This is a genomic window from Clostridium sp. LS3 (genome assembly GCF_055330225.1).
Map to the genome: position 1 here is coordinate 3,381,433 of NZ_CM143921.1, position 21,106 is coordinate 3,402,538.

Here is a 21,106-nt window from a genome sequence, read left to right on the forward strand (position 1 = left end):
CCTAGTTTTTTAGTATTCTAACTATATTTTCTCCATTGTTATAGATTAATATTAAATTAGCTTCTTGTCAAATATTCAAATACTATTTGGCATTGCATTGCAACCCCCAATGGTAAGCAATCTTCATCTATATCAAATAAGCTACTATGTGCAGGATAAATTATATTTTTATTTTTGTTTCCTGAACCTAAAAAATAAAATACTGCTGGTATTTCATTTGCAAAATAAGCAAAACTCTCTACTCCCATTTTAGGATTTTTTTGAAGTAATATATTTTCTTTTCCTATTATTTTCTTTGCTCCTAATTTAAATAAGTCAACCATAGAGTTATCATTATATAAATTAGGATACGAATCATCTATATCTATTTCACAGCTTCCCCTTGAAGATTTACATATTCCTTCAACAATTTCAACTAATCTATTTTTAACAAAAGCTCTATCTTCTTTACTCATAGTTCGTATAATACCACTTATTTCTACTTCCTCCGGTATTATGTTTTTTGCTGTTCCACCATGAATACTACCAACTGTTATAACAGTTGGATTCATTGTATTGATTTCTCTACTCGCTATTGTTTGTATCCCTAATACTACATGACTAGCTATAACAATTGGATCAACAGTTGTATGAGGATAAGCTCCATGTCCACCTGAGCCCTTTATCCTAATTGTAAATGGATTAGATGCTGCATTAACCACTCCATGTTTAACCATTATTGCTCCGCATTCTAATGTTTCTTCAACATGAAGCCCACATATACAATCAACTTTAGGATTATCAAGTACACCTTCTTCTATCATAAACCTAGCTCCACCTATCGTTTCTTCTGCTGGTTCAAATAATAATTTTACATTTCCACTAAATAAATGTTTATTTTCATTTAATATTTTAGCTGTTCCAAGTAATATTGTAGTATGAGCATCATGTCCACATGCATGCATCTTTCCTATAATTTTTGATGAATAATTGCACTGCTTTTTATCTGCAATTGGTAGTGCATCTATATCTCCTCTTAAAGCTATAGTTTTTTTATGAATTTTAATATTTTCTTTAGTTCCATTTATTATCCCACATACACCTGTATTAGAAACTTCTATAAATTCTATTCCTTCATTTTTCAAAAAGTTTTTTATAAATTTAGATGTTTCAAATTCCTCCATACCTAATTCAGGGTATTGGTGAAGCGTTCTTCTTATAGTTATTAGCTCCTCTTTTAGGCTTATTGCTTGATTTTTAAAATTCATGTTTTTGCCCCCTATTTATTTCACCCAACCACTCCTATAGCTATAATATTTGATTTTTAATAAAGTCTAACTCCATAATATTTCAATATGGTCTCCTGATTTTAACTTTTCTGTATATCCAACCTTATTTCCATTTAGGAATAAATTTATTATCCCCTTTGCTTCTTTTAAATCAAAATCAATATAGTTAAAAATATCCACAAATATATAATCTTTTTGTCCACTAAGTGTTACTAACTTATTATCAACTGTTACTTTAATCTCATTATAATTTTTAGCGTTAGTTTTTTTATCATTTTCTTTTGAAACACTTGTACTTAAAGTTTTATCTACTTCAACAGAAACTTCATTACTCAGTGAATCATTATAATATAATGTTAACTTATCCCCTTCATTAACAACATAATCTTCTAATAATTTAATACCATTCTTTTCTATAACTACCTCTTCTTTTATTACATAGTTTTTTATATCCGAAATTGATTTTGGAAGTATTATCTTAATATCATCATCCTCATTTATAAAGTAATCTAAATTAACTATACTATCGTTAGCAAATATTATAGGCTCTAGACTAACTAAATTATTATTTATATATATACTTATACTATTAAACTCCTTTATTTGTTCTACTATTTTAGATTTTGCATCTTTTCCTGTAATAGCATAAGATATTTCTATATCATCTCCAGCCTTAACTCTCTTATCCATACTTTCTAATTTGCCATTAAGTTTTATAATTGGATTTCTTCCTTTTTCACCAAATACTATTCTTTTCACACCATTTAACTTATATCTTAAATTCTTTCCATTTTTCCCTATAAGCATAACTGGATTTATACCTGCTTGAATTATAACATCCATAATAGTGTGATTATGTGAATTAAACATAGTTACTGGACTACCATTTAGAATTACATCTATAAAATCATTTTCACCATTTTTTAAAGCTGTTAATGCAATACCTAAAACAGTAACTCCTGCTGAGCCTAAATTATTATCACTAATACATTCAACTACAGACTTTCTATCCTTTATAGCTATTCTTTGACTTGGCATATTTAATTTATCACTAAGCTCGTCAATTATTCCAGGAGTATGTGCTCCACCACCAACTAAAAATAAAGCACTTGGTGATTTATTTGCATTTAACTCTATTATCTTTGCAGCTATTCCCTCAGCAATTTTTCTAACTGTTGGCTTTATTAGTTTCTTTATATCCTCTGATTTTATTTTATTTTCTAAACCAAGTATATCAATATATGTTATTTCATCTTCTTTTTCTAAACTTCTTTTTATGTATTCAGCAGTATTAAAATCAACTAAGTACTCTTGAACTATAGATTCTGTCACTTCATCTCCAGCTTGTGGAACCATCCCATAAGAAGATATACTTTCTTTGGAGCTTATAGCTATATCTGATGTCCCGGCTCCTATATCAACTAATGCTATATTTAATAGCCTTAAGTTTTTAGGAACAACTGCTTCTATTGCAGCTATTGGTTCTAAAGTTAAATTACTTACTCTAAGTCCAACCTTTTTCATAACTGTGTATAATGAATCAACTACTGATCTAGGTAAAAAAGTTGCTATTACTTCTACAGAAACCTTTTCACCTTTATGTCCAACTAAATTAGATATTACAAATCCATTTAAATAGTAGTTTTTTACAGAATATCCCACACAATATAACTTTCCTTCTGTAGTCTTATTTATTTCATTTTCGGCTTTCTTTAGAGCTATTAGCTCTAATTTTCTTACATCTTCCTTTGTTATTTCTTCTTCTGAATCCAATTCCATTTCTTCTTGAGAATTAATTGTTTTTAAAAATCTACCTGCTGCTGCAATAGAAACATTTTCTAATTGAATTCCTATTTCTGCCTCTATATAATCTACTATTTTTTTTACACCTTTAGCTACTAATTCTATGTCATGAATTTGTCCATCTACCATTGCTCTCTCTTCATGCTCTAAGTACTTTTCACATATAACATTAAATTTATTCTCTTCTACTATTCCTACACTTCCAATAATAGATCTTGTTCCTACATCTAGTGCAAATTTAATATCCTTTAAACTTACATTATTCATTTGCTATCACCTCATAATTTACTATCATATATTATCTATTAAAGGTTATCATTATCTTTTAAAAAATTATCTATATCATCTTTTTTTCTAACCTTCTCGAATTTAAGTAGGGCATAATAAACTCCACTTTCTACTGCAAATGTTATAACGAAATAAAGTACAACAAATAATAATATTCCTATTAAAATATAAGCCACTTACAAATCCCCCTTTTATTACCATAATAAGATTATACATCCTAAAAAAAGAATAGTGAACACTTAGTTTATTATTATAATAAGATTATTTTCCATAAGCACCTTTAAAGAGAAACTTTTACTTAAGTAATCACCAAAATCTATTTTAATTACATCCTTTTCTATTGATAAAACCTTACCATCTCCGTAAGTTCTATGATGAATTATATCGTTAACCTTTATTCCATAATCCTCATTTTTATTTATCTCCTTAAAACCACCTTCAATAACAAATCTAGATATATCTCTAAATCTTCCCCTTTGAGTTTTAGGAGAGAATATATATAAATTATTTATAGCTCTGGTTACAGAAACATAAAATAGTCGTCTTTCTTCTTCTATATTATCTTCCATAGATGATTTATGGGGTATTGTTTCTTCATTTGAATTAATTATAAAAACATTTTTAAATTCCATGCCTTTAACACCATGAATTGTACTTAAAATTACTCCTTCTTCTACTTCCTTACTTTCTTCTATTTTTTCTTTTACTCTTTCTACATGTCCAAGTAATTCCATTATTGTTTTAAATCCATCTGCTGCACTTTTAAATTCCTCTAATATCTCTTCCAATTCCTCTATACTTTGTTTATATCTTTCTCCATAATCTTTTAAGTAATCTATATAATTTAATTCAGAAATAATATACTGTATTGCACCAGATAAAGATAACTTATTAAGATAACTTATGTCTCTCTTTAATTCGTTAAGTTTTTTGGCCTGATATGGCGGTGTATCATTTTTTTCTATTAAAATATCAAATGGTGATTTATCTTCAAAGGATCTTCTTATATATTCTAAATTTGATTTGCTAATATATCTAAAGGGTTTATTTATTACTGCTAAAAAATTTTCTTTATCTTTTATATTAATTGCAAGCTTTAAGTATGAAAGCATATCTTTACATATAAAGTGATCAAAAAAATTATATCCTTTATCTAAAAGCACAAATGGAATCTTTCTACGAGTAAATGTATCTATCATGCTTCTAGCCTCCATATTAGTTCTATACAATACTGCATTTTCACTTAAACCATCTATAGATTTCTCTATTATATTACCTATCTCTTCCCCTTGCATTTTTTCATCATATGGAGTATTAAACTTTATTATTCCAATTGAGCTTTTATACGAATGTATAATCTTGTTATTTCTACTTTTATTATGCTTTATTATTTCCTTTGAAGCTTCAACTATATTTTCATTACTTCTATAATTAATAGATAAATATATTTTTTTAGCACTTGGAAAATTTTTATCAAAGCTTACCATATATTCAGGTTTAGATCCTCTAAAACTATAAATGCATTGATCCTCATCACCAACAGCAAATAGAGAGTTTCCTTTATTTATAAGCTTTAAAAATCGCATTTGTAACTCATCACAGTCTTGAAATTCATCAACTAAAATATATTTAAATACGCTTATATACTTATTTAGTACTCTATTATCATTTTCAAATAAATTTATAACCTTTATAGATAAATCATCAAAATCCCAAAATCCATTCTTTGACTTATATTCTTCATACTTGTTAAGACATTCAATAAAAATATCTTTAGCCATAGTTGGAGTAAAGTCTTCAATATTTTTTAATGATGTTTTAAAAAATGAAATATTATTTAAAGCCTCTTTTATTTTATCTTCACTTACATCATCTGAATACTTAGATAATACAGACTTAATTATTCTATGAGAAACTCCTCCCTCAACTATTGATATGTTAAAACCTTCCCTTAAAAGGATTTTATAGAACAATCCATGAAAAGTTCCAAAAAAAGGTGCAATCTCTCTATTAAATACGTTCTTGTACCTATTTTTCATATTATCAGCTGCAGCTCTTGTAAAAGTTATTATTATTATATTTCCTAATTTTACTCTTAACTGATTTACTAAATAATTTACTCTGTTAATTATAACAGTAGTTTTTCCAGATCCTGGTGCAGCAACTACTAATACATTTTTATCTTTTATATATACGGCTTCATCTTGATATTTATCTAAACTAATCTTCATACTGCCTCCTTTTTATCTTATATTATTAACCTTTTTATAGTACAAATAACTATATTGTAATAATTTATGTATAGATGTACAATATATTTATATATTAATGTACTCTATGAATTAATGAATTTACTATTTTGAATGTTATTTATTATAAGAGGAGAAAAACATGGAAAACTTAATTAGATTTGATGTTACTAACGAACGTAATCTTACTATGTTAGTAGATTTCTACGAACTAACAATGGCTAATGGATATTTTAATAAAGAGATCCAAAATAAAATTGCATATTTTGATATGTATTTTAGAAGAGTTCCAGATGGCGGTGGATACTGTATAATGGCTGGTGTAGATCAATTAATACAATATCTAAACAATTTAAAATTTACTGAATCAGATATAGATTATTTAAAAAGTAAAAATTTATTTTCAGAAGAATTTTTAAAATACCTAAAGAACTTTAAATTCGAATGTGATGTTTGGGCAATACCTGAAGGAAACTTCGTTTTTCCAAATCAACCATTAGTAATAGTTAAAGGTCCTGTTGTTCAAGCTCAATTTATAGAAACTATGATACTACTTACTATTAATCACCAAACTCTTATAGCTACTAAAGCTAATAGAATATGTAGAGCTGCTGCTGGTAGAACAGTTATGGAATTTGGTTCTCGTAGAGCTCAAGGATATGATGGTGCAATTTATGGTGCTAGAGCTTCAATAATTGGAGGTTGTGATTCAACAGCATGTACAATTGCTGATAAATATTTTGATGTACCTGCAGTTGGAACAATGGCTCACAGTTGGGTTCAACTATTTGATACAGAGTACGAGGCTTTTAAAGCTTGGGCAGAGGTATATCCTGATAATTGTTCACTTCTCATTGACACATATAATGTATTAAAATCCGGATTACCAAATGCTATAAAAGTATTTGATGAAGTATTAAAACCTATAGGTAAAAGACCTAAGGGAATTAGAATAGATTCTGGAGATATAACTTATTTAACTAAGAAATGTAGGAAACTCTTAGATTCAGCTGGATATCCTGACTGTAAAATAATAGTATCCAACTCATTAGATGAACATATTATAAGAGATGTTTTAAATCAAGGTGCTTGCATAGATTCATTTGGTGTTGGTGAAAGATTAATTACTGCTAAATCAGAGCCTGTTTTCGGTGGCGTTTATAAGCTTGTAGCCGTAGAAAATAATGATAGAATTATTCCTAAAATAAAAATAAGTGAAAATAGCGAAAAAATAACTAACCCAGGCTTTAAAAAGATATATAGAATTTATGATAAAGAGACAAATAATGCAATTGCTGACCTTATAGCTTTAAATCATGAGGCTATTGATGAATCTAAGCCACTTGAAATATTTCACCCTATAGAAACTTGGAAAAGAAAGTTAGTTACTAACTTTTATGTTAAAGATTTAATGGTTAAAATTTTTGATAAAGGATCTCAAGTTTATACTAGTCCTTCTGTTTTAGAAATAAAAGAGTTTTCAAAAAGTGAAAGTCTAAGGATGTGGCCTGAAATATTAAGATTTGAGAATCCTCATACTTATTATGTTGATTTATCTAGTGAATTATGGACATTAAAACAAGACCTACTTCATAAATGTATAAAATAAAAGAGTGCTTATGCACTCTTTTTAATAATTAATAACTTTTTCATTCATATCATAATTTAAATATCTATCTTGTGAATAAAATAAGTCTTCATCCATATTATCAACAAATGTTACTTTATTATTTGAAGATAAAAATTCCTTAAATGGACATGGTTCACTTTCATTACTTACCGAATGCATTGGACATGCATTGTAGCAACCTACTTTTTCTTTATTGGTTGACCAAAATGGACACTTACTCATAACTTCCCCTCCCAATACCCAATACGTGAAAACGAAATCAGAATTTTCTTATATTATAGTACATCTTTTTGGTAAAAGAAAGTGTTTTCTGGATATTTTTGAAAAGAAATTATCGACTTAATTCCCTATATTTTTACTCCACTCAATAGAACCACAATATACATCCCATAGTAACCCTTGCTTAATTTTTAATTTATTACATTGAATTCTTATATTATCATTATCTAATATTTCGTAAGCTAAGGCTAATCCTAATATACTTCTTAAAAAATTTTCTTCTCCCATTAAGGCATTTTTTATTTCTACATTAACAGGTAGGTTTTCTACAACATATTCAATATCTTTTTCCATCATTAGATGCAAATTAGAGAATAATCCAACCATAAATGCTGATGCCCTATCTTTAGGAGATAATATATTAGCTATTCCCTCACAAAATTTTGCACGTATTACTATGTTTTTTGCATATTCATCATTTTTTCCTGATGAAATCTCTACAACTGATAAAATTGATAACCACTTTCTAAGCTCTTCTTTCCCTATTAAGATAATAGCTTGCTTTATAGATTTTATTTCCTGAAGAAAATTAAAATAAGATGAATTTATAAATCTTAAAAACTTATATGTAAGTGCAATGTCAGTCTTCATTATATATTCTACCTTGTCTAAATCATAATCTTCCCTTATTAATTCCACTAATATATTAAAAATACTAGTATTTTTAATTGCAATATCTTTCCCTAAAAATATAGATGGTTTACTATAATAATATCCTTGGAAATAATCAAATCCTAACTCTTTTGCTTCCTCTAAGTCTTCTAATGTTTCTATCTTTTCCGCTAACATCTTAATATTATTTTTTTTACATATAAATGCTATCTTTTTTCTTGATTCCCTTGAAGAAAGTATAAAATCAACCTTTACTATATCTATAACTCCAATAAAATTTGTAACATGATTTTCATCTACCACATCATCTAATGCTATATAATATCCAAGTTCTTTCAATAAGAACAGCTTTTCTATTATTTCTTCAGACGGATACACTGTTTCTAATATTTCTATTACTACTTTTTCCTTCGGTAATAATGTAGCAATATCTTTTTCTATTAGCTTCTCTGGGAAATTAACAAAAGCTTTCTTATTGTCAGTTAATGTATCAAGTCCAAATGAAGATATATTTTCTATTACTTTATATGTAGCTACTTCATCCTCTATAAATCCGTTAAAGCTATTTTTTAATGAATTTCTATAAAGCAATTCATAAGCTATTACTTTTTCTTCTACATCGTATATTCCTTGCCTTGCTATAAAAATATCCATTTTCTCATCCTCAATTATTAATTTATAATAATTATATAATAATACTATTCAATTTTAAAGAATGTCATTACATCTTTTATAAAATTAAAAAAGGAGATTACTCTCCTTTTTTATCTTTTGCAATGGCTACTATTTTTAACTACTGATATATTTATTATTTCATTTGTAAATGCTTTAAGAAGTGCTTTTTCTAAAACCATCTCTTGATCAAAATTTTCTATATCTCTACATTCTGCAAATACTTTATTTAATTCACCATCTAAGTTTCTATATGTTAAAGTTACATATGGTTTGTCATATTCAACTTCAACTATTTTCAATCCCCATGATATTTGGGCATAATCTCCATCTGTTGTAAGCTGTGTTAGTTCTCTTAATTTAACTTTTTCCTCTGAAGCATTACTAATTACAATTAATTCGTCACCAACCTTATATTTTGACATTCCAATTCCTCCTCATAAATATTTTATATTTATTATATATTATTGCTAATTTTTATGATATTATTATTTCATACTTTTTAAATATGATAATTCTACAAGTTGTTAATTTATTAACAATCTCAACATTATATTATCATATTAAATTTAGAATTACAATACTTATTAAGAAGATTTTGTTATAAAATATGAAATTTTCTAATAATTAATATTTATTATTTATTAGTATTTGCTACTAAAAAATACATATTGACTTATAACATTTTCTATTATATAATTGTAGAAAGAATATAAAAGGATGGTGTATTATGGAGAATATAACTTCTATCTTTAGAGAAAAGAAACTTAAACTTACTCCCCAAAGATTAGCAGTTTATAAATATTTAATGAGTACAAATGAACATCCTTCTGCAGAAATTATATACAAAGCACTTCAACCTGAATATCCTACTATGAGTTTAGCTACAGTTTATAAAGCATTAAAGACTTTAGTAGAAGTTAACTTAGTTCAAGAAATTAATGTTGGTGAAGGTAATTTTAGATATGATGCTAATTCACATGAACATGCTCATATTCAGTGTATAAACTGTAGTAAGGTAAATGATTTAGAAAACGTATCATTTTCTACTCTTAATCGTACTGCTGAGGAGTGCTCAGAATATAAAGTTTTATCAAACAAAATATTCTTTTACGGATTATGTAAAGATTGCCAATAAGTAATTAAGCTGGAAATTTTAATTAATTTCTAGCTTTTTATTTATATTGAATTAATTACTAATCACCTTCATATAATAAAATGAGGTGATTGTATGTCAAAGTTTATAATTATAAAAAAAAATAAAGTATTATCTTATATACTAACTTTTCTGATACTTTTTGTATTAGTTTCATCTACTTATTTTTTTGTTAAAGATTATGCTTCAATTCAAACTATAACTCCATTAACTTCTAAAAATGATACTGATTTTGATTTAAATGGTGATGGTGAAAGTGATAAATTTGAAATATCTAAGGAAAGTAATAGCTACATATTAAATATAAAAATTAAAGATAAAAATTATTCATTAGTTAATAGAGATGGTTCAAAATTACTTGGAGATTCCCTTTCAAAATGGCCTATGAAAGTTGATATTATTGATTTATCTAGAAATAATATACCTGAGGTAATCGCTAGATTATCCAAAGACAAAACTCCAATTAATTATGTATTTTCATGGAATGGATCCGAGTTTATAAATACTTTTGTGTCCAATGATAATATAATAGGAATATTAGACTCTAACAACAATAAAACGCCTAGATTGTTGTCTTTATCTTCTAGTAAAGGAGATGAGTCTACAAAGGGGTTTATGTTTTTAGGAGAATATTTAAAAGATATAACATTTTCAAAGCCCAAGGTCCCCGGTCTTTCATCTATTCAAGGATTTATAGATATAATCGAAGCACCTTACGAACTCTCCGAAGCTCCTAATATTTTTACTTCAAATATTAAAAGCACCGAACTGGCAACACTATGGGGGCTAGATAAAGAAAATTTTAGATACTCTTTTCAAAATGGATATTTTACTGATTTTAAATGGGATACTAACGGGAATTCCTTAGGAATTAATTGGATATTATCATTTGAATGTGTTAAAAATACAAATGATTCATCTTCTGTTAAAGAGTTAGTGCTCTATTTAACTGTTCAAGAAGACGGATATGGTTCTCTTAAAATATCCTCAATAAAAAAATTATGAAATTAAAAGGCCGCTATTAGCGGCCTAAAAGGGGGATGGGGGGGTTTAGCTTAAATGAAGATTTCTCTTCATTTGCTATAGGAGAATACTTCTCCGGTACAGTAATATTCTTTACATAATACTATTTTTTTATACTCTTTAAAGTCATTATTTGAAACTTCATTTAAAATACCCATTATTATATGCTTCTATTACTTTATCTAAAAATATAGCTTTCTTAGAGTCAACTATACTTTTTATGGCAACTAACATTTGTATGTTCTCATCATAATCTATTGACTCTTCTATTGAATTATTATTTTCTTCATTTGCTATGTTTAAATTATTATCATTTTCTAAATTTAGATTATTATAATTTAGATTTTGAGAATTATTATTTCCTAAGTTAAATCCTCCCATACCTAAATTGTTCATCATGCCTTGTAGTGATCCTAAGTCAAATCCAATTCTATTACTTGTACTGCTTCCTTTACTTGGTGCATTATTTCCTAGTTGTCCTAGGTTAAAATTATTTAAATCTAATCCATCCATCTTCATAGATGAAAGCATATTGCCGATTTGACCCATATCTATATTGCCACCTAACATACTCATAAGTTGAGCAGGATTTATACCAAATGGAGCATTATTAATTCTATTACTAGAATTCTCATTATTTATTCTCTCCCCTTTATGTCTATTCTTCTTTTTTGACATCTAGGTTCCTCCTATTAAATCTCTATTGATTTATTATATGTAAAACTATCTAATATGTTTATGATTTCGAACATTTTTTTGGAGGGCAGTGCCCTCCATCCTCTATACTAGTAGCCGAATCCATCTCCACCAAATAAGTTTCCGAAACAATCTCCACATAGTAAGAATAATAAAATTATTAAGAATGAACAATTATTATTTAAAACACCTGAACCACATGCTATTAATAAAAATATTATAGGTGCAACACAACTGTTTACTCCACTAAATACATTTCCACTTCCACAGCATGATACTGGTTCACAACAGCAGCATTCATATTTTTCTCCATGATGTTTTTTTGACATGACTATCTCTCCTTTCTAATTTAAATTAGCAGCATCCGCTAAATGCATTTCCGTTTCCGCAGCTTCCAAAGTTGTTAAAACCTGAACAACCGTTGCAAAGGAATAGAATTACTAGTAAGAATAGATAAGATGAGCAGCTTCCACTTCCAGTGCCATATCCTCCATATCCTCCGCCACCGTCACAACAGCATGGCTCACAACAAGATTCATGTTTCATTTCTTTCTTACAGCAACACATCATTTTATTTCCTCTACCAAATCCTCCACTATAGAATAGTATTAAAAGAATCCATATCCAACTTCCGAATCCACAACCAAATCCACCGCCAAATCCGTTGCCAAATCCGCTACAGCTAGATCCTGAACTAGTACATGTTGTTGGTGATATGCCGCTTGTAGTACTATCGCTAAAGTCACATGAATTTAAACCATTTAGAATTTCATTCATTTCCATAACTTACTCCTCCTTGGGATTTTTAGTTTTTTATTTTTATAATATATACTATTCTCTCGAATAATAATTGCCACTGTTTTTTATTGTAATATTTTAAATTTTTAACAATAAAAAAGGAGTTATAGAATTATCTATAAGCTCCTTAAATAATATTACTAAATTTCTATTTCTTTATTCTCAATTATATCTCTAAAAAGATTATCTATTAACTCATCTTTTCCCTTCTTATTTACTGAAGAAAAGAAATATAACTTATCATCTTTTGTTAATTTTAATGTATCTCTAATTACTTTTTCGCTTTTTCTTAAATCATTATTAGAAAGTTTATCACTTTTAGTAGCTATAACAACTTCATCATACCCATAAAATTTAATCCACTCATGCATTTGTATATCGTCTGCTGTTGGTTTATGTCTAGAATCTACTAAAAGAACTACTCTTTTTAATTCATCCCTACCATTTAAATATGTTTCAATAGTCTTTCCCCAACTTGCCTTTTCTGTTTTTGAAACCTTAGCATACCCATATCCAGGTAAATCTACTAAATAAAATTCATCTCCGTTTATTATAAAGAAGTTTATTAATCTTGTTTTACCAGGTGTTTGACTAACCTTCGCAAGTTTTTTTCTGTTAGTTATAGCATTTATTATAGAACTTTTCCCAACATTAGAACGTCCTACAAAAGCTACTTCTGGTAAACCTGTTATAGGATATTGCTCTCTTTTAACTGCAGATATAACAAAATCTGAGTTTTTAATTTTAATCAATAGTATCAACTCCAATTATAGCTTTATTTAATACATCATTAACATGATCCACTGCAATGATATTAAGCTTATTTTTTATTGTTGCAGGTATTTTAATTAAATCTTTTTCATTTTCTTTTGGAATTATTATAGTATCAATTCCAGCTCTAAATGCTGCTATTGACTTTTCTTTTAATCCACCTATAGCAAGTACTCTTCCTGTTAAAGTAACTTCTCCAGTCATAGCTACATTACTTCTTACTTTTTTGTTTGTTAATGCTGAAACAATAGAGGTAATTATAGTAACACCTGCTGAAGGTCCATCCTTCTTTATAGAGCCTTCTGGGAAATGTATATGAATATCCGTGTTCTTATAGAATTCCTCATCAATTCCATATTTCACTGAATTAGCTCTTACAAATCCAAATGCAATTTTTGCTGATTCTTGCATAACATCACCTAGTTGCCCTGTAAGTATTAATTTACCTGTTCCTTTCATAATTACAGATTCAACTGGCAATGTATCACCACCAGCTGCAGTCCACGCCATTCCTTTTACTACTCCAACTCTATCTTCTTTTTCTTTTATATCAAATGTATAAATTTTACTTCCTAGATATTTTTCTATTCTATTAGCAGATATAGATATAGTTTTTTTATTGTTCTTTATCATTTCAGTAAGAGTTTTTCTAATTAATTTTCCTAAAACTCTTTCTAAACTTCTTACACCAGCTTCTCTAGTATAGCAATTTATAATTTCTTTAATTGCACTCTCTGATACTTTAAATTGCTCTGATGTTAGTTTATGCTCTTTTAGTAGCTTAGGTACAAGATAATCTTTGGCTATATAGTATTTTTCCTCATAAGTGTAACCTGATACCTCTATAATCTCCATCCTATCTAAAAGTGGCGCTGGTATTGTATCTAGTGAATTTGCTGTAGTTATAAATAATACTTTAGATAAATCCATATCTAGCTCTAAATAATGGTCTCTAAAAGTATTGTTTTGTTCGCTATCTAGTACTTCTAAAAGTGCATCTGAAACATTTCCTCTATGGTCTGATCCTAATTTATCTATTTCATCTAATAAAATAAGTGGATTGTTAACCTTAGCTTCCTTTAAAACATAAGCTAATCTTCCTGGAATTGCTCCAACATAAGTTTTTCTATGCCCTCTTATTTCAGCTTCGTCTCTAACTCCACCTAAGGACATTCTAGCAAATTTTCTATTTGTTGCATTAGCTATTGATTTAGCTATTGATGTCTTACCAACACCCGGTGGTCCAACCAAACATACTATAGGTCCTTTTAAGCTATTAGTATATTGTTTAACAGCTAAATACTCTACTATTCTTTCCTTTACTTCTTCTAATCCATAATGATCATTATCTAAAATCTTCTCTGCTTCTTTAATATCAAAATTGTCCTTTGTTGATTTATTCCAAGGTATATCTAATATCCAATCTAGATAAGTTCTTATAACATTACTTTCTGAACCTTGCCCTGATGTAGCTTTTAATCTTGATAATTCACTTTCAACCTTTTCTTTTACATGCTTAGGTAGCTTAGCTTTCTTTATTCTTTCTTCATATTTAGAAATTTCCTTCTTATCATCATCTTCTTCTCCAATTTCCTCTTGAAGAACTCTTATTTGCTCTCTTATATAATACTCTTTTTGTGATTTATCAACACTTTCTCTAAGCTTTTTACCTATTTTCTTCTCAACATTAAGTATTTCAATTTCATTTTCTATTATAACTAATAACTTTTCTATTCTCTTAATACAATCTATTTCTTGTAATATATCTTGTTTTTTATCTTCATCAAAAATTACATAAGATGCAACTACATCTATTAATTCACTATAGTTTTTTATACTATCAAAAATAGATATTACATTATTTTTTATATTTCCTGAAGCCTTCATATAATTATTAAAACTCTTTTTAAGAGTTTTAATATAAGCCTCAATATCTCCATACTCATCGTTAGAAGGTTCTTCTATTCTTTCTACACAAACTTGTAGGTATTGTTTCTCTGTATCTAATCCTTTAATTTCTCCTCTATCTGTACCCTCTACTAGCACTCTTATTATATCGTTAGGTAACTTTATTATTTGTTTAATCTTACATATAGTTCCTATATTATAAATATCTCCAATAGACGGTTCCTCTAATTCATAATCCTTTTGAGTTGCTAAGAATATATCTGTTTGATTTTCTATAGCTGCTTCTATAGCTGCTTTAGATTTTTCTCTTCCTACATCAAAATGTATTATCATATTAGGAAAAATACTAATTCCCCTTAGAGGAATCAAAGGCAGAGTTATTAATTGTTCACTCATTTATTCCCATCCTCCTTGTATTATTATGTAACTTTTATAGTATACACATAAAATTATTATTTTTCAATCTATTTGAACTAAGTAATACCTAATAATTTACTTTTCTATTTAAAATAAATGATATTAATTATTATTATAGATTTATTAATATTATAATACATAGTTGAAATTTAGCAATGGACAATAATGTTAAATGAAAATTTAGTATTTTTTATTAGAAATTTAAAGAAAAAAATCTGTTGCTTTTTCAACAGATTTTTTCTTTAAATTTAATTATTTTCTCCCTTAGCAGATAATATATCTAAATTATTGTTAACTACTAACTCTTCTGATATTGATTCTTTTATTATTACTTCTTCTATTACCTTATTTAAATTTTTTACTGGTATTACTTTTATGTCTTTTATATCTTTAAAATTATCTTGCCAATTCTCTATTGGTATAATTACTTTAGTTGCTCCTGCTTTTTGTGCTGCACATATTTTAGCTCCTGCTCCACCTATTGGTTTAACTTCTCCTAAAAGACTTATTTCACCAGTCATTGCAACCTTATTATCTATTTTAATTTTATTTACAGCACTATATATAGCAGTTGCTATTGTTACACCTGCTGATGGACCATCTACAGGCATTCCACCAGGAATATTTATATGTATATCATAATTTTCACATTCTAAATTAAATATATTATTTAACACTGTAAGAACATTTTGTATGGATGAGTAAGCTGTACTTTTTCTTTTAATCTTTCTATTATTACTACTTATTTCTTCTTCTTCAACAATTCCAGTAACCTTTAAATTTCCTATTCTATGTGATACCCTTTTAGCTGTTGCTTCTATTTCCATTAATATTCCTATATTAGCACCGTGAACAGCTAACCCATTTACTACTCCTACTTCTGGTTTTTCCCTTATTTTCTTGTCAGGAATCTGTGTGTAGTTTCCATTTTCTATAACCCATTGTATATCATCTATATTTATATCATTTCTATTTTCATTCATTGCAACTCCAGACGAAAGTTGTATTAAATTAACAACATCTCTACCGTTAGTGCAATATTTTGAAATTAAGTCTAAACATTTATCATTTATATCTAATCCTATTTTGTTAGCTGCATTTTTTGCTATTGTCCTAATTTCTTCTGGATGAAGTGATCTAAAAAATATTTCAACACATCTTGATCTTATTGCTGGAACTATTTCTTCCGGACTTCTTGTTGTTGCGCCTATTAATCTAAAATCTGCTGGTAATCCATTATCAAATATTTCTTTTATGTAATCTGGCATATTGGGATTTTCACTACTATAATAAGAGCTATCTAAAAATACTTTTCTATCTTCTAATACTTTTAATAGCTTATTTAACTCAATTGGATGTAATTCTCCTATTTCATCCATAAATAGGATGCCCCCATGGGCTTTTGTAACTGCCCCAGGCTTTGGTTGAGGTATTCCTGCAATACCTAATGACCCTGCCCCTTGATATATTGGATCATGTACTGAACCAATTAAAGGATCTGCTATTCCTCTTTCATCAAACCTTATTGTTGTTGCATCTATTTCTATAAACTTTGCTTCCTTCTTAAAAGGAGATTTTTCCATTTTTTTAGCTTCTTCTAATACCAATCTAGCTGCTGCTGTTTTTCCAACCCCTGGTGGCCCATATATTATAACATGTTGCGGATTTTGTCCGCATAAAGCAGCTTTCAATGCTTTTATTCCATTTTCTTGACCAACTATTTCTTCAAACTTACTTGGTCTACTCTTTTCTGTTAATGGTTGAGTTAACTGAATGCTCCTCATTTTATTTAACTTATCCATCTCTTTTATGTTTTCTTTCTCTATAACAACTTTATTATTACTATGTCCTTTATTGTTATTAACCATATAATATATAAACACTAGCATTGTTGTTATTTGTAATACTACTAATACTTCGGTCATAAATTTTGCATTAAACTTTTAAAAAGTAAATGCGTCCCTCCCTTCTCTTAATCATATACATATTATTAACTTAATCATAAGTTAATATTCTATAAAAAAAGGATTAATTACCATGATTTTTCCCCAAAATATTATGTTTTATAAGTTTTATATAAAATAAAAAACATCTTAAAGTTAATTATTAACAATAAGATGTTTTTATATTAGGCAGTTTCTATGCCTTTTCTTTTTTTAGTTTTCTTAGCTTTTAGTTGAGGTCTTACTTCCCCTTCTACTAATCTAACTATTTCTGGTTGTCTTTTATCTTTTATGCAACCTTCATCTATAATTACCTTAGATATAGTTTCATCAGAAGGAATATCAAACATAACTTCTGTCATCATTTCCTCTACTATAGATCTTAACCCTCTGGCTCCTGTCTTTCTTTCAATAGCCTCATTAGCTATTGCCTTTAATGCATCCTCAGTAAAATCTAGCTCAACATTATCTATTTCAAATAACTTTCTATACTGTTTAACTAAAGCATTCTTAGGCTGAGTTAATATATTTATTAAAGCATTGTTATCCAATGATTCTAAAGTTACTACTACAGGTAATCTACCTACAAACTCCGGTATAAGACCAAATTTCAATAAGTCACTTGGCATTATATCTTTAAGTAACTTACCTACATCTTTAGTTTGCTTAGATGCTATATTTGCTCCAAACCCCATAGAACTTGTTTGAGTTCTCTTTTCTATTATTTTATCTACTCCATCAAATGCTCCTCCACAAATAAATAATATATTTGCTGTATTTATTTGAAGAAACTCTTGATGTGGATGCTTTCTTCCTCCTTGTGGAGGTACTGAAGCTGTAGTTCCTTCTAATATCTTTAATAAGGCTTGTTGAACACCTTCTCCGGAAACATCTCTAGTAATAGATGGATTCTCTGACTTTCTAGCAATTTTATCTATTTCATCTATATAAATTATTCCTTTTTCTGCTCTTTCTATATCATAGTCTGCATTTTGAATTAATTTTAATAGAATATTTTCTACATCTTCCCCTACATATCCAGCCTCTGTTAATGTGGTTGCATCTGCAATTGCAAATGGAACATTTAAAAATTTAGCTAATGTTTGAGCTAAAAGAGTTTTACCGGAACCTGTAGGACCTAATAAAAGTATGTTACTCTTTTGTAATTCAATATCATCATCTACCATATTTGAGTTTATTCTTTTATAGTGATTATAAACTGCAACAGATAGTGATTTCTTAGCTTTCTCTTGACCAATTACATACTGGTCTAAATAGTTTTTTATTTCATTTGGCTTTGGAACTGTTGATGTATCTAATTCAATACCTTCTTCAAATTCATCTGCTATTATTTCTGAGCACAAATCTATACATTCATCACATATATATACACCAGGTCCAGCTATTAATCTTTTAACTTGTTCTTGATTCTTTCCACAGAAAGAACATTTCAGTTGTTTCTTATCATCATATTTAGCCATAAATTCACCTCACTTAGGTTAAGATAGAACTATATTTTGTTGCTACCTTTATCATTTTTAGTAATCACTTTATCTACTAACCCATAATTCATAGCTTCTTCTGCTGACATAAAATAATCTCTTTCAACATCTGCTTTGATTTTCTCTAGAGGCTGATTAGTATTTTCACTTAATATCTTATTTAATGATTCCTTAATTTTTAATATTCTCTTAGCGTGTATATCAAAGTCTGTTGCTTGACCTTGGAATCCACCTAGAGGTTGATGAATCATAATTTCGCTATTAGGTAATGCAAATCTTTTTCCTTTTGCTCCAGATGAAAGTAAAAATGATCCCATTGAAGCTGCCATGCCTATGCATATAGTAGATACATCCGGCTTAATATATTGCATTGTATCATAAATAGCCATTCCTGCTGTTATTGATCCTCCTGGACTATTTATGTAAATGTATATATCCTTATCTGGATCTTCACTTTCTAAAAATAATAATTGAGCTACTACTAAGTTAGAAATGCTATCATTAATTTCTCCACTTAACATAATTATTCTATCTTTTAATAATCTTGAAAAAATATCATAAGATCTTTCTCCCCTGCTAGTTTGCTCTACGACCATAGGAACTAAACTCATTCTTTATTCCCTCCTTCTCTATTTTCTACCTTCTTTTATAATATATCCATATTAATAAAAAACTAATTATATTAAATTATATAAAATTTTATTTATTTTGTTAATGGATATTTGAAATAATTGCCAGAATTTTATTCTGGCAATTACTTTTATATATTATTTATTATTTTCAACTAAGAAGTTTATAGTCTTTGATACTTTAACATCAGCTACAAGTGCTGCTTTTTGGCTGTTCATTAATAGATCAATCATTTTTTCATCTTCTCCAGCTGAGTACATTTTTGCAACTTCTTTAGCTTTTTCTTTTAACTCTTCTTCAGTTACATCTATATTTTCAGCTTTTTCTATAGCTTCTAAAACTAAATCTGTTTTTACCTTAACTTCAGCATTTTCTTTCATGTAATCTCTCATTTTCGCTGCATCTGTTCCAGTAAATTGGAAGTATTGTTCTAGATTTAATCCTTGATATTGAAGTCTTTGCTCTAGATTTTTTACCATTGTATCAATTTCTTTTTCAACCATTACAACTGGTATTTCTACTTTTGCATTTTCAACAACAGCTTTTATTACTGCTTCTTCATATTCTTTTTCTTCTTTAACCTTATTAGATTCTTCCATTTTCTTAGTGATATCTTCTTTTAACTCTACTAAAGTGTCAAACTCTGATACTTCCTTAGCAAATTCATCATCTATTTCTGGTAACTCTTTTATCTTTATTTCTTTTACTAATACTTCAAATCTAGCTTTTTTATTATTTAATTCTTCTCTACCGTAGTTTTCAGGGAAAGTTACATTAACTTCTACCTTATCTCCTACTTTAGATCCTATTAATTGATCTTCAAAAGTGTCTATGAAAGTACCTGATCCTATTTCTAAGGAATAATCTTTACCTTCTCCACCTTCAAATGCTACATCATCAATAAAGCCCTTAAAGTCTATAACTGCTGTATCACCAGTAGCAATTTCTCCATTTTCTTTATTTTCTACTCTAGCATTTTTTTGTTGCATTTCTTTTAACTTTTCGTTTATTGCATCTTCTGTAACTTCATATGATGGTTTTTCTACTTTTAATCCCTTGTATTCTCCTAATTCAACTTCTGGATAAACAGTAACTTCTGCAGTATATACAAAATCTTTTCCTTCTTCTGCTGTTATTACATCTATCTTTGGATAATCAACAGGAATTATGCTGTTTTCTTCTAATGCTTTTGAATATGATGATTCTATAGCAAAATTAACTGCATCTTCAATTAAAACTCCTATTCCATAGTATTTTTTTACTATAGCCATAGGAACCTTTCCTTTTCTAAATCCTGGAATGTTAAAACTTTTAACATTCTTATTGTAAGCTCTTTTTATAGCTTCTTGGAATTTTTCAGCCTCAACCTTTACTTCAAATTTAACAACATTCTTCTCTATTTTTTCCATTTTAGCTTCCATTGTACTCTTCCTCCTAAAATAGTAAGATACTATCATAATT

General features: G+C 28.0%; 19 protein-coding genes. 3 read left to right on the forward strand and 16 right to left on the reverse strand.

The genetic code is table 11. The annotated features are described in order from the left end of the window. Positions 1–56: 56 nt before the first annotated feature. The 4 genes from ACZJV1_RS15895 to ACZJV1_RS15910 all read right to left on the reverse strand — a co-directional run bounded on the left by ACZJV1_RS15895 (position 57) and on the right by ACZJV1_RS15910 (position 5,590). On the reverse strand, positions 57–1,247 hold the full coding sequence (locus tag ACZJV1_RS15895) for a M20 metallopeptidase family protein (RefSeq protein WP_463650766.1): 1,191 nt from the start codon (positions 1,245–1,247) through the stop codon (positions 57–59). A gap of 66 nt (positions 1,248–1,313) precedes the next feature. Further along, positions 1,314–3,338, reverse strand: coding sequence for a cell division protein FtsA (locus ACZJV1_RS15900; RefSeq protein WP_463650767.1), 2,025 nt, complete (start codon positions 3,336–3,338; stop codon positions 1,314–1,316). Between the two features lie 38 nt (positions 3,339–3,376). Then, positions 3,377–3,535: a hypothetical protein gene (locus ACZJV1_RS15905; protein WP_411168850.1), complete on the reverse strand. Its 159-nt coding sequence runs from the start codon at positions 3,533–3,535 to the stop codon at positions 3,377–3,379. Positions 3,536–3,598: 63 nt separating this feature from the next. Beyond that, entirely contained in the window at positions 3,599–5,590 is a 1,992-nt protein-coding gene (locus ACZJV1_RS15910) for an ATP-dependent helicase (RefSeq protein ID WP_463650768.1), read from the reverse strand. A gap of 160 nt (positions 5,591–5,750) precedes the next feature. Between ACZJV1_RS15910 and ACZJV1_RS15915 the strand changes: the two genes are divergently transcribed. After that, positions 5,751–7,217, forward strand: a complete 1,467-nt coding sequence (locus ACZJV1_RS15915) for a nicotinate phosphoribosyltransferase (protein ID WP_463650770.1) — start codon at positions 5,751–5,753, stop codon at positions 7,215–7,217. Between the two features lie 21 nt (positions 7,218–7,238). Here ACZJV1_RS15915 and ACZJV1_RS15920 read toward each other — a convergent pair whose 3' ends face one another. From ACZJV1_RS15920 to ACZJV1_RS15930, 3 genes are all read right to left on the reverse strand, one after another. Further along, complete coding sequence (locus tag ACZJV1_RS15920) at positions 7,239–7,460, reverse strand: hypothetical protein (RefSeq protein ID WP_322379512.1); 222 nt, start codon at positions 7,458–7,460, stop codon at positions 7,239–7,241. A gap of 117 nt (positions 7,461–7,577) precedes the next feature. Beyond that, positions 7,578–8,783 carry an EAL and HDOD domain-containing protein gene (locus ACZJV1_RS15925; RefSeq protein ID WP_463650771.1) on the reverse strand — a complete coding sequence of 402 codons (1,206 nt, stop codon included), beginning with the start codon at positions 8,781–8,783 and terminating at the stop codon, positions 7,578–7,580. 110 nt (positions 8,784–8,893) lie between these two features. Beyond that, positions 8,894–9,226, reverse strand: a complete 333-nt coding sequence (locus tag ACZJV1_RS15930) for a hypothetical protein (RefSeq protein WP_463650772.1) — start codon at positions 9,224–9,226, stop codon at positions 8,894–8,896. Positions 9,227–9,531: 305 nt separating this feature from the next. Here ACZJV1_RS15930 and perR point away from each other — a divergent pair, with 305 nt between their 5' ends. Further along, positions 9,532–9,939, forward strand: a complete 408-nt coding sequence (gene perR / locus ACZJV1_RS15935) for a transcriptional regulator PerR (RefSeq protein WP_411168855.1) — start codon at positions 9,532–9,534, stop codon at positions 9,937–9,939. Between the two features lie 93 nt (positions 9,940–10,032). Continuing rightward, entirely contained in the window at positions 10,033–10,962 is a 930-nt protein-coding gene (locus ACZJV1_RS15940; protein WP_463650773.1) for a hypothetical protein, read from the forward strand. Positions 10,963–11,121: 159 nt separating this feature from the next. Here the strand turns inward: ACZJV1_RS15940 and ACZJV1_RS15945 are convergent, their stop codons facing one another. The 9 genes from ACZJV1_RS15945 to tig form a co-directional block, all read right to left on the reverse strand. Then, complete coding sequence (locus ACZJV1_RS15945; RefSeq protein WP_463650774.1) at positions 11,122–11,658, reverse strand: hypothetical protein; 537 nt, start codon at positions 11,656–11,658, stop codon at positions 11,122–11,124. Positions 11,659–11,765: 107 nt separating this feature from the next. Next, positions 11,766–12,005: a hypothetical protein gene (locus ACZJV1_RS15950; RefSeq protein WP_411168858.1), complete on the reverse strand. Its 240-nt coding sequence runs from the start codon at positions 12,003–12,005 to the stop codon at positions 11,766–11,768. Between the two features lie 25 nt (positions 12,006–12,030). After that, entirely contained in the window at positions 12,031–12,459 is a 429-nt protein-coding gene (locus ACZJV1_RS15955) for a hypothetical protein (protein ID WP_460286638.1), read from the reverse strand. Positions 12,460–12,614: 155 nt separating this feature from the next. Beyond that, the gene (gene yihA / locus ACZJV1_RS15960) at positions 12,615–13,223 is read right to left on the reverse strand and encodes a ribosome biogenesis GTP-binding protein YihA/YsxC (protein ID WP_411170726.1); all 609 of its coding nucleotides are present in this window, start codon (positions 13,221–13,223) and stop codon (positions 12,615–12,617) included. Then, positions 13,219–15,549 (reverse strand): endopeptidase La, encoded by a 2,331-nt coding sequence (gene lon, locus ACZJV1_RS15965; protein WP_463650775.1) that lies wholly within the window; start codon positions 15,547–15,549, stop codon positions 13,219–13,221. Before lon ends, yihA begins: the two co-directional genes overlap by 5 nt. A gap of 269 nt (positions 15,550–15,818) precedes the next feature. Beyond that, entirely contained in the window at positions 15,819–17,495 is a 1,677-nt protein-coding gene (gene lonB, locus ACZJV1_RS15970; protein ID WP_460286636.1) for an ATP-dependent protease LonB, read from the reverse strand. Between the two features lie 203 nt (positions 17,496–17,698). Further along, positions 17,699–18,994 (reverse strand): ATP-dependent Clp protease ATP-binding subunit ClpX, encoded by a 1,296-nt coding sequence (clpX, locus tag ACZJV1_RS15975; protein WP_411168862.1) that lies wholly within the window; start codon positions 18,992–18,994, stop codon positions 17,699–17,701. Between the two features lie 29 nt (positions 18,995–19,023). Continuing rightward, complete coding sequence (gene clpP / locus ACZJV1_RS15980) at positions 19,024–19,626, reverse strand: ATP-dependent Clp endopeptidase proteolytic subunit ClpP (RefSeq protein WP_411168863.1); 603 nt, start codon at positions 19,624–19,626, stop codon at positions 19,024–19,026. A gap of 156 nt (positions 19,627–19,782) precedes the next feature. Then, the gene (gene tig / locus ACZJV1_RS15985) at positions 19,783–21,066 is read right to left on the reverse strand and encodes a trigger factor (RefSeq protein ID WP_463650776.1); all 1,284 of its coding nucleotides are present in this window, start codon (positions 21,064–21,066) and stop codon (positions 19,783–19,785) included. Positions 21,067–21,106 lie beyond the last annotated feature (40 nt).

Bases quoted from the DNA above. Each gene is read 5' to 3' on its own strand.
- ACZJV1_RS15955 (WP_460286638.1), bottom strand. From the start codon at position 12,459: ATGGAAATGAATGAAATTCTAAATGGTTTAAATTCATGTGACTTTAGC.
- clpX (WP_411168862.1), bottom strand. From the start codon at position 18,994: ATGGCTAAATATGATGATAAGAAACAACTGAAATGTTCTTTCTGTGGA.
- ACZJV1_RS15895 (WP_463650766.1), bottom strand. From the start codon at position 1,247: ATGAATTTTAAAAATCAAGCAATAAGCCTAAAAGAGGAGCTAATAACT.
- ACZJV1_RS15930 (WP_463650772.1), bottom strand. From the start codon at position 9,226: ATGTCAAAATATAAGGTTGGTGACGAATTAATTGTAATTAGTAATGCT.
- ACZJV1_RS15910 (WP_463650768.1), bottom strand. From the start codon at position 5,590: ATGAAGATTAGTTTAGATAAATATCAAGATGAAGCCGTATATATAAAA.
- lon (WP_463650775.1), bottom strand. From the start codon at position 15,549: ATGAGTGAACAATTAATAACTCTGCCTTTGATTCCTCTAAGGGGAATT.
- ACZJV1_RS15925 (WP_463650771.1), bottom strand. From the start codon at position 8,783: ATGGATATTTTTATAGCAAGGCAAGGAATATACGATGTAGAAGAAAAA.
- ACZJV1_RS15900 (WP_463650767.1), bottom strand. From the start codon at position 3,338: ATGAATAATGTAAGTTTAAAGGATATTAAATTTGCACTAGATGTAGGA.
- ACZJV1_RS15915 (WP_463650770.1), top strand. From the start codon at position 5,751: ATGGAAAACTTAATTAGATTTGATGTTACTAACGAACGTAATCTTACT.
- lonB (WP_460286636.1), bottom strand. From the start codon at position 17,495: ATGACCGAAGTATTAGTAGTATTACAAATAACAACAATGCTAGTGTTT.
- clpP (WP_411168863.1), bottom strand. From the start codon at position 19,626: ATGAGTTTAGTTCCTATGGTCGTAGAGCAAACTAGCAGGGGAGAAAGA.
- ACZJV1_RS15945 (WP_463650774.1), bottom strand. From the start codon at position 11,658: ATGTCAAAAAAGAAGAATAGACATAAAGGGGAGAGAATAAATAATGAG.
- ACZJV1_RS15920 (WP_322379512.1), bottom strand. From the start codon at position 7,460: ATGAGTAAGTGTCCATTTTGGTCAACCAATAAAGAAAAAGTAGGTTGC.
- tig (WP_463650776.1), bottom strand. From the start codon at position 21,066: ATGGAAGCTAAAATGGAAAAAATAGAGAAGAATGTTGTTAAATTTGAA.
- ACZJV1_RS15950 (WP_411168858.1), bottom strand. From the start codon at position 12,005: ATGTCAAAAAAACATCATGGAGAAAAATATGAATGCTGCTGTTGTGAA.
- perR (WP_411168855.1), top strand. From the start codon at position 9,532: ATGGAGAATATAACTTCTATCTTTAGAGAAAAGAAACTTAAACTTACT.
- ACZJV1_RS15940 (WP_463650773.1), top strand. From the start codon at position 10,033: ATGTCAAAGTTTATAATTATAAAAAAAAATAAAGTATTATCTTATATA.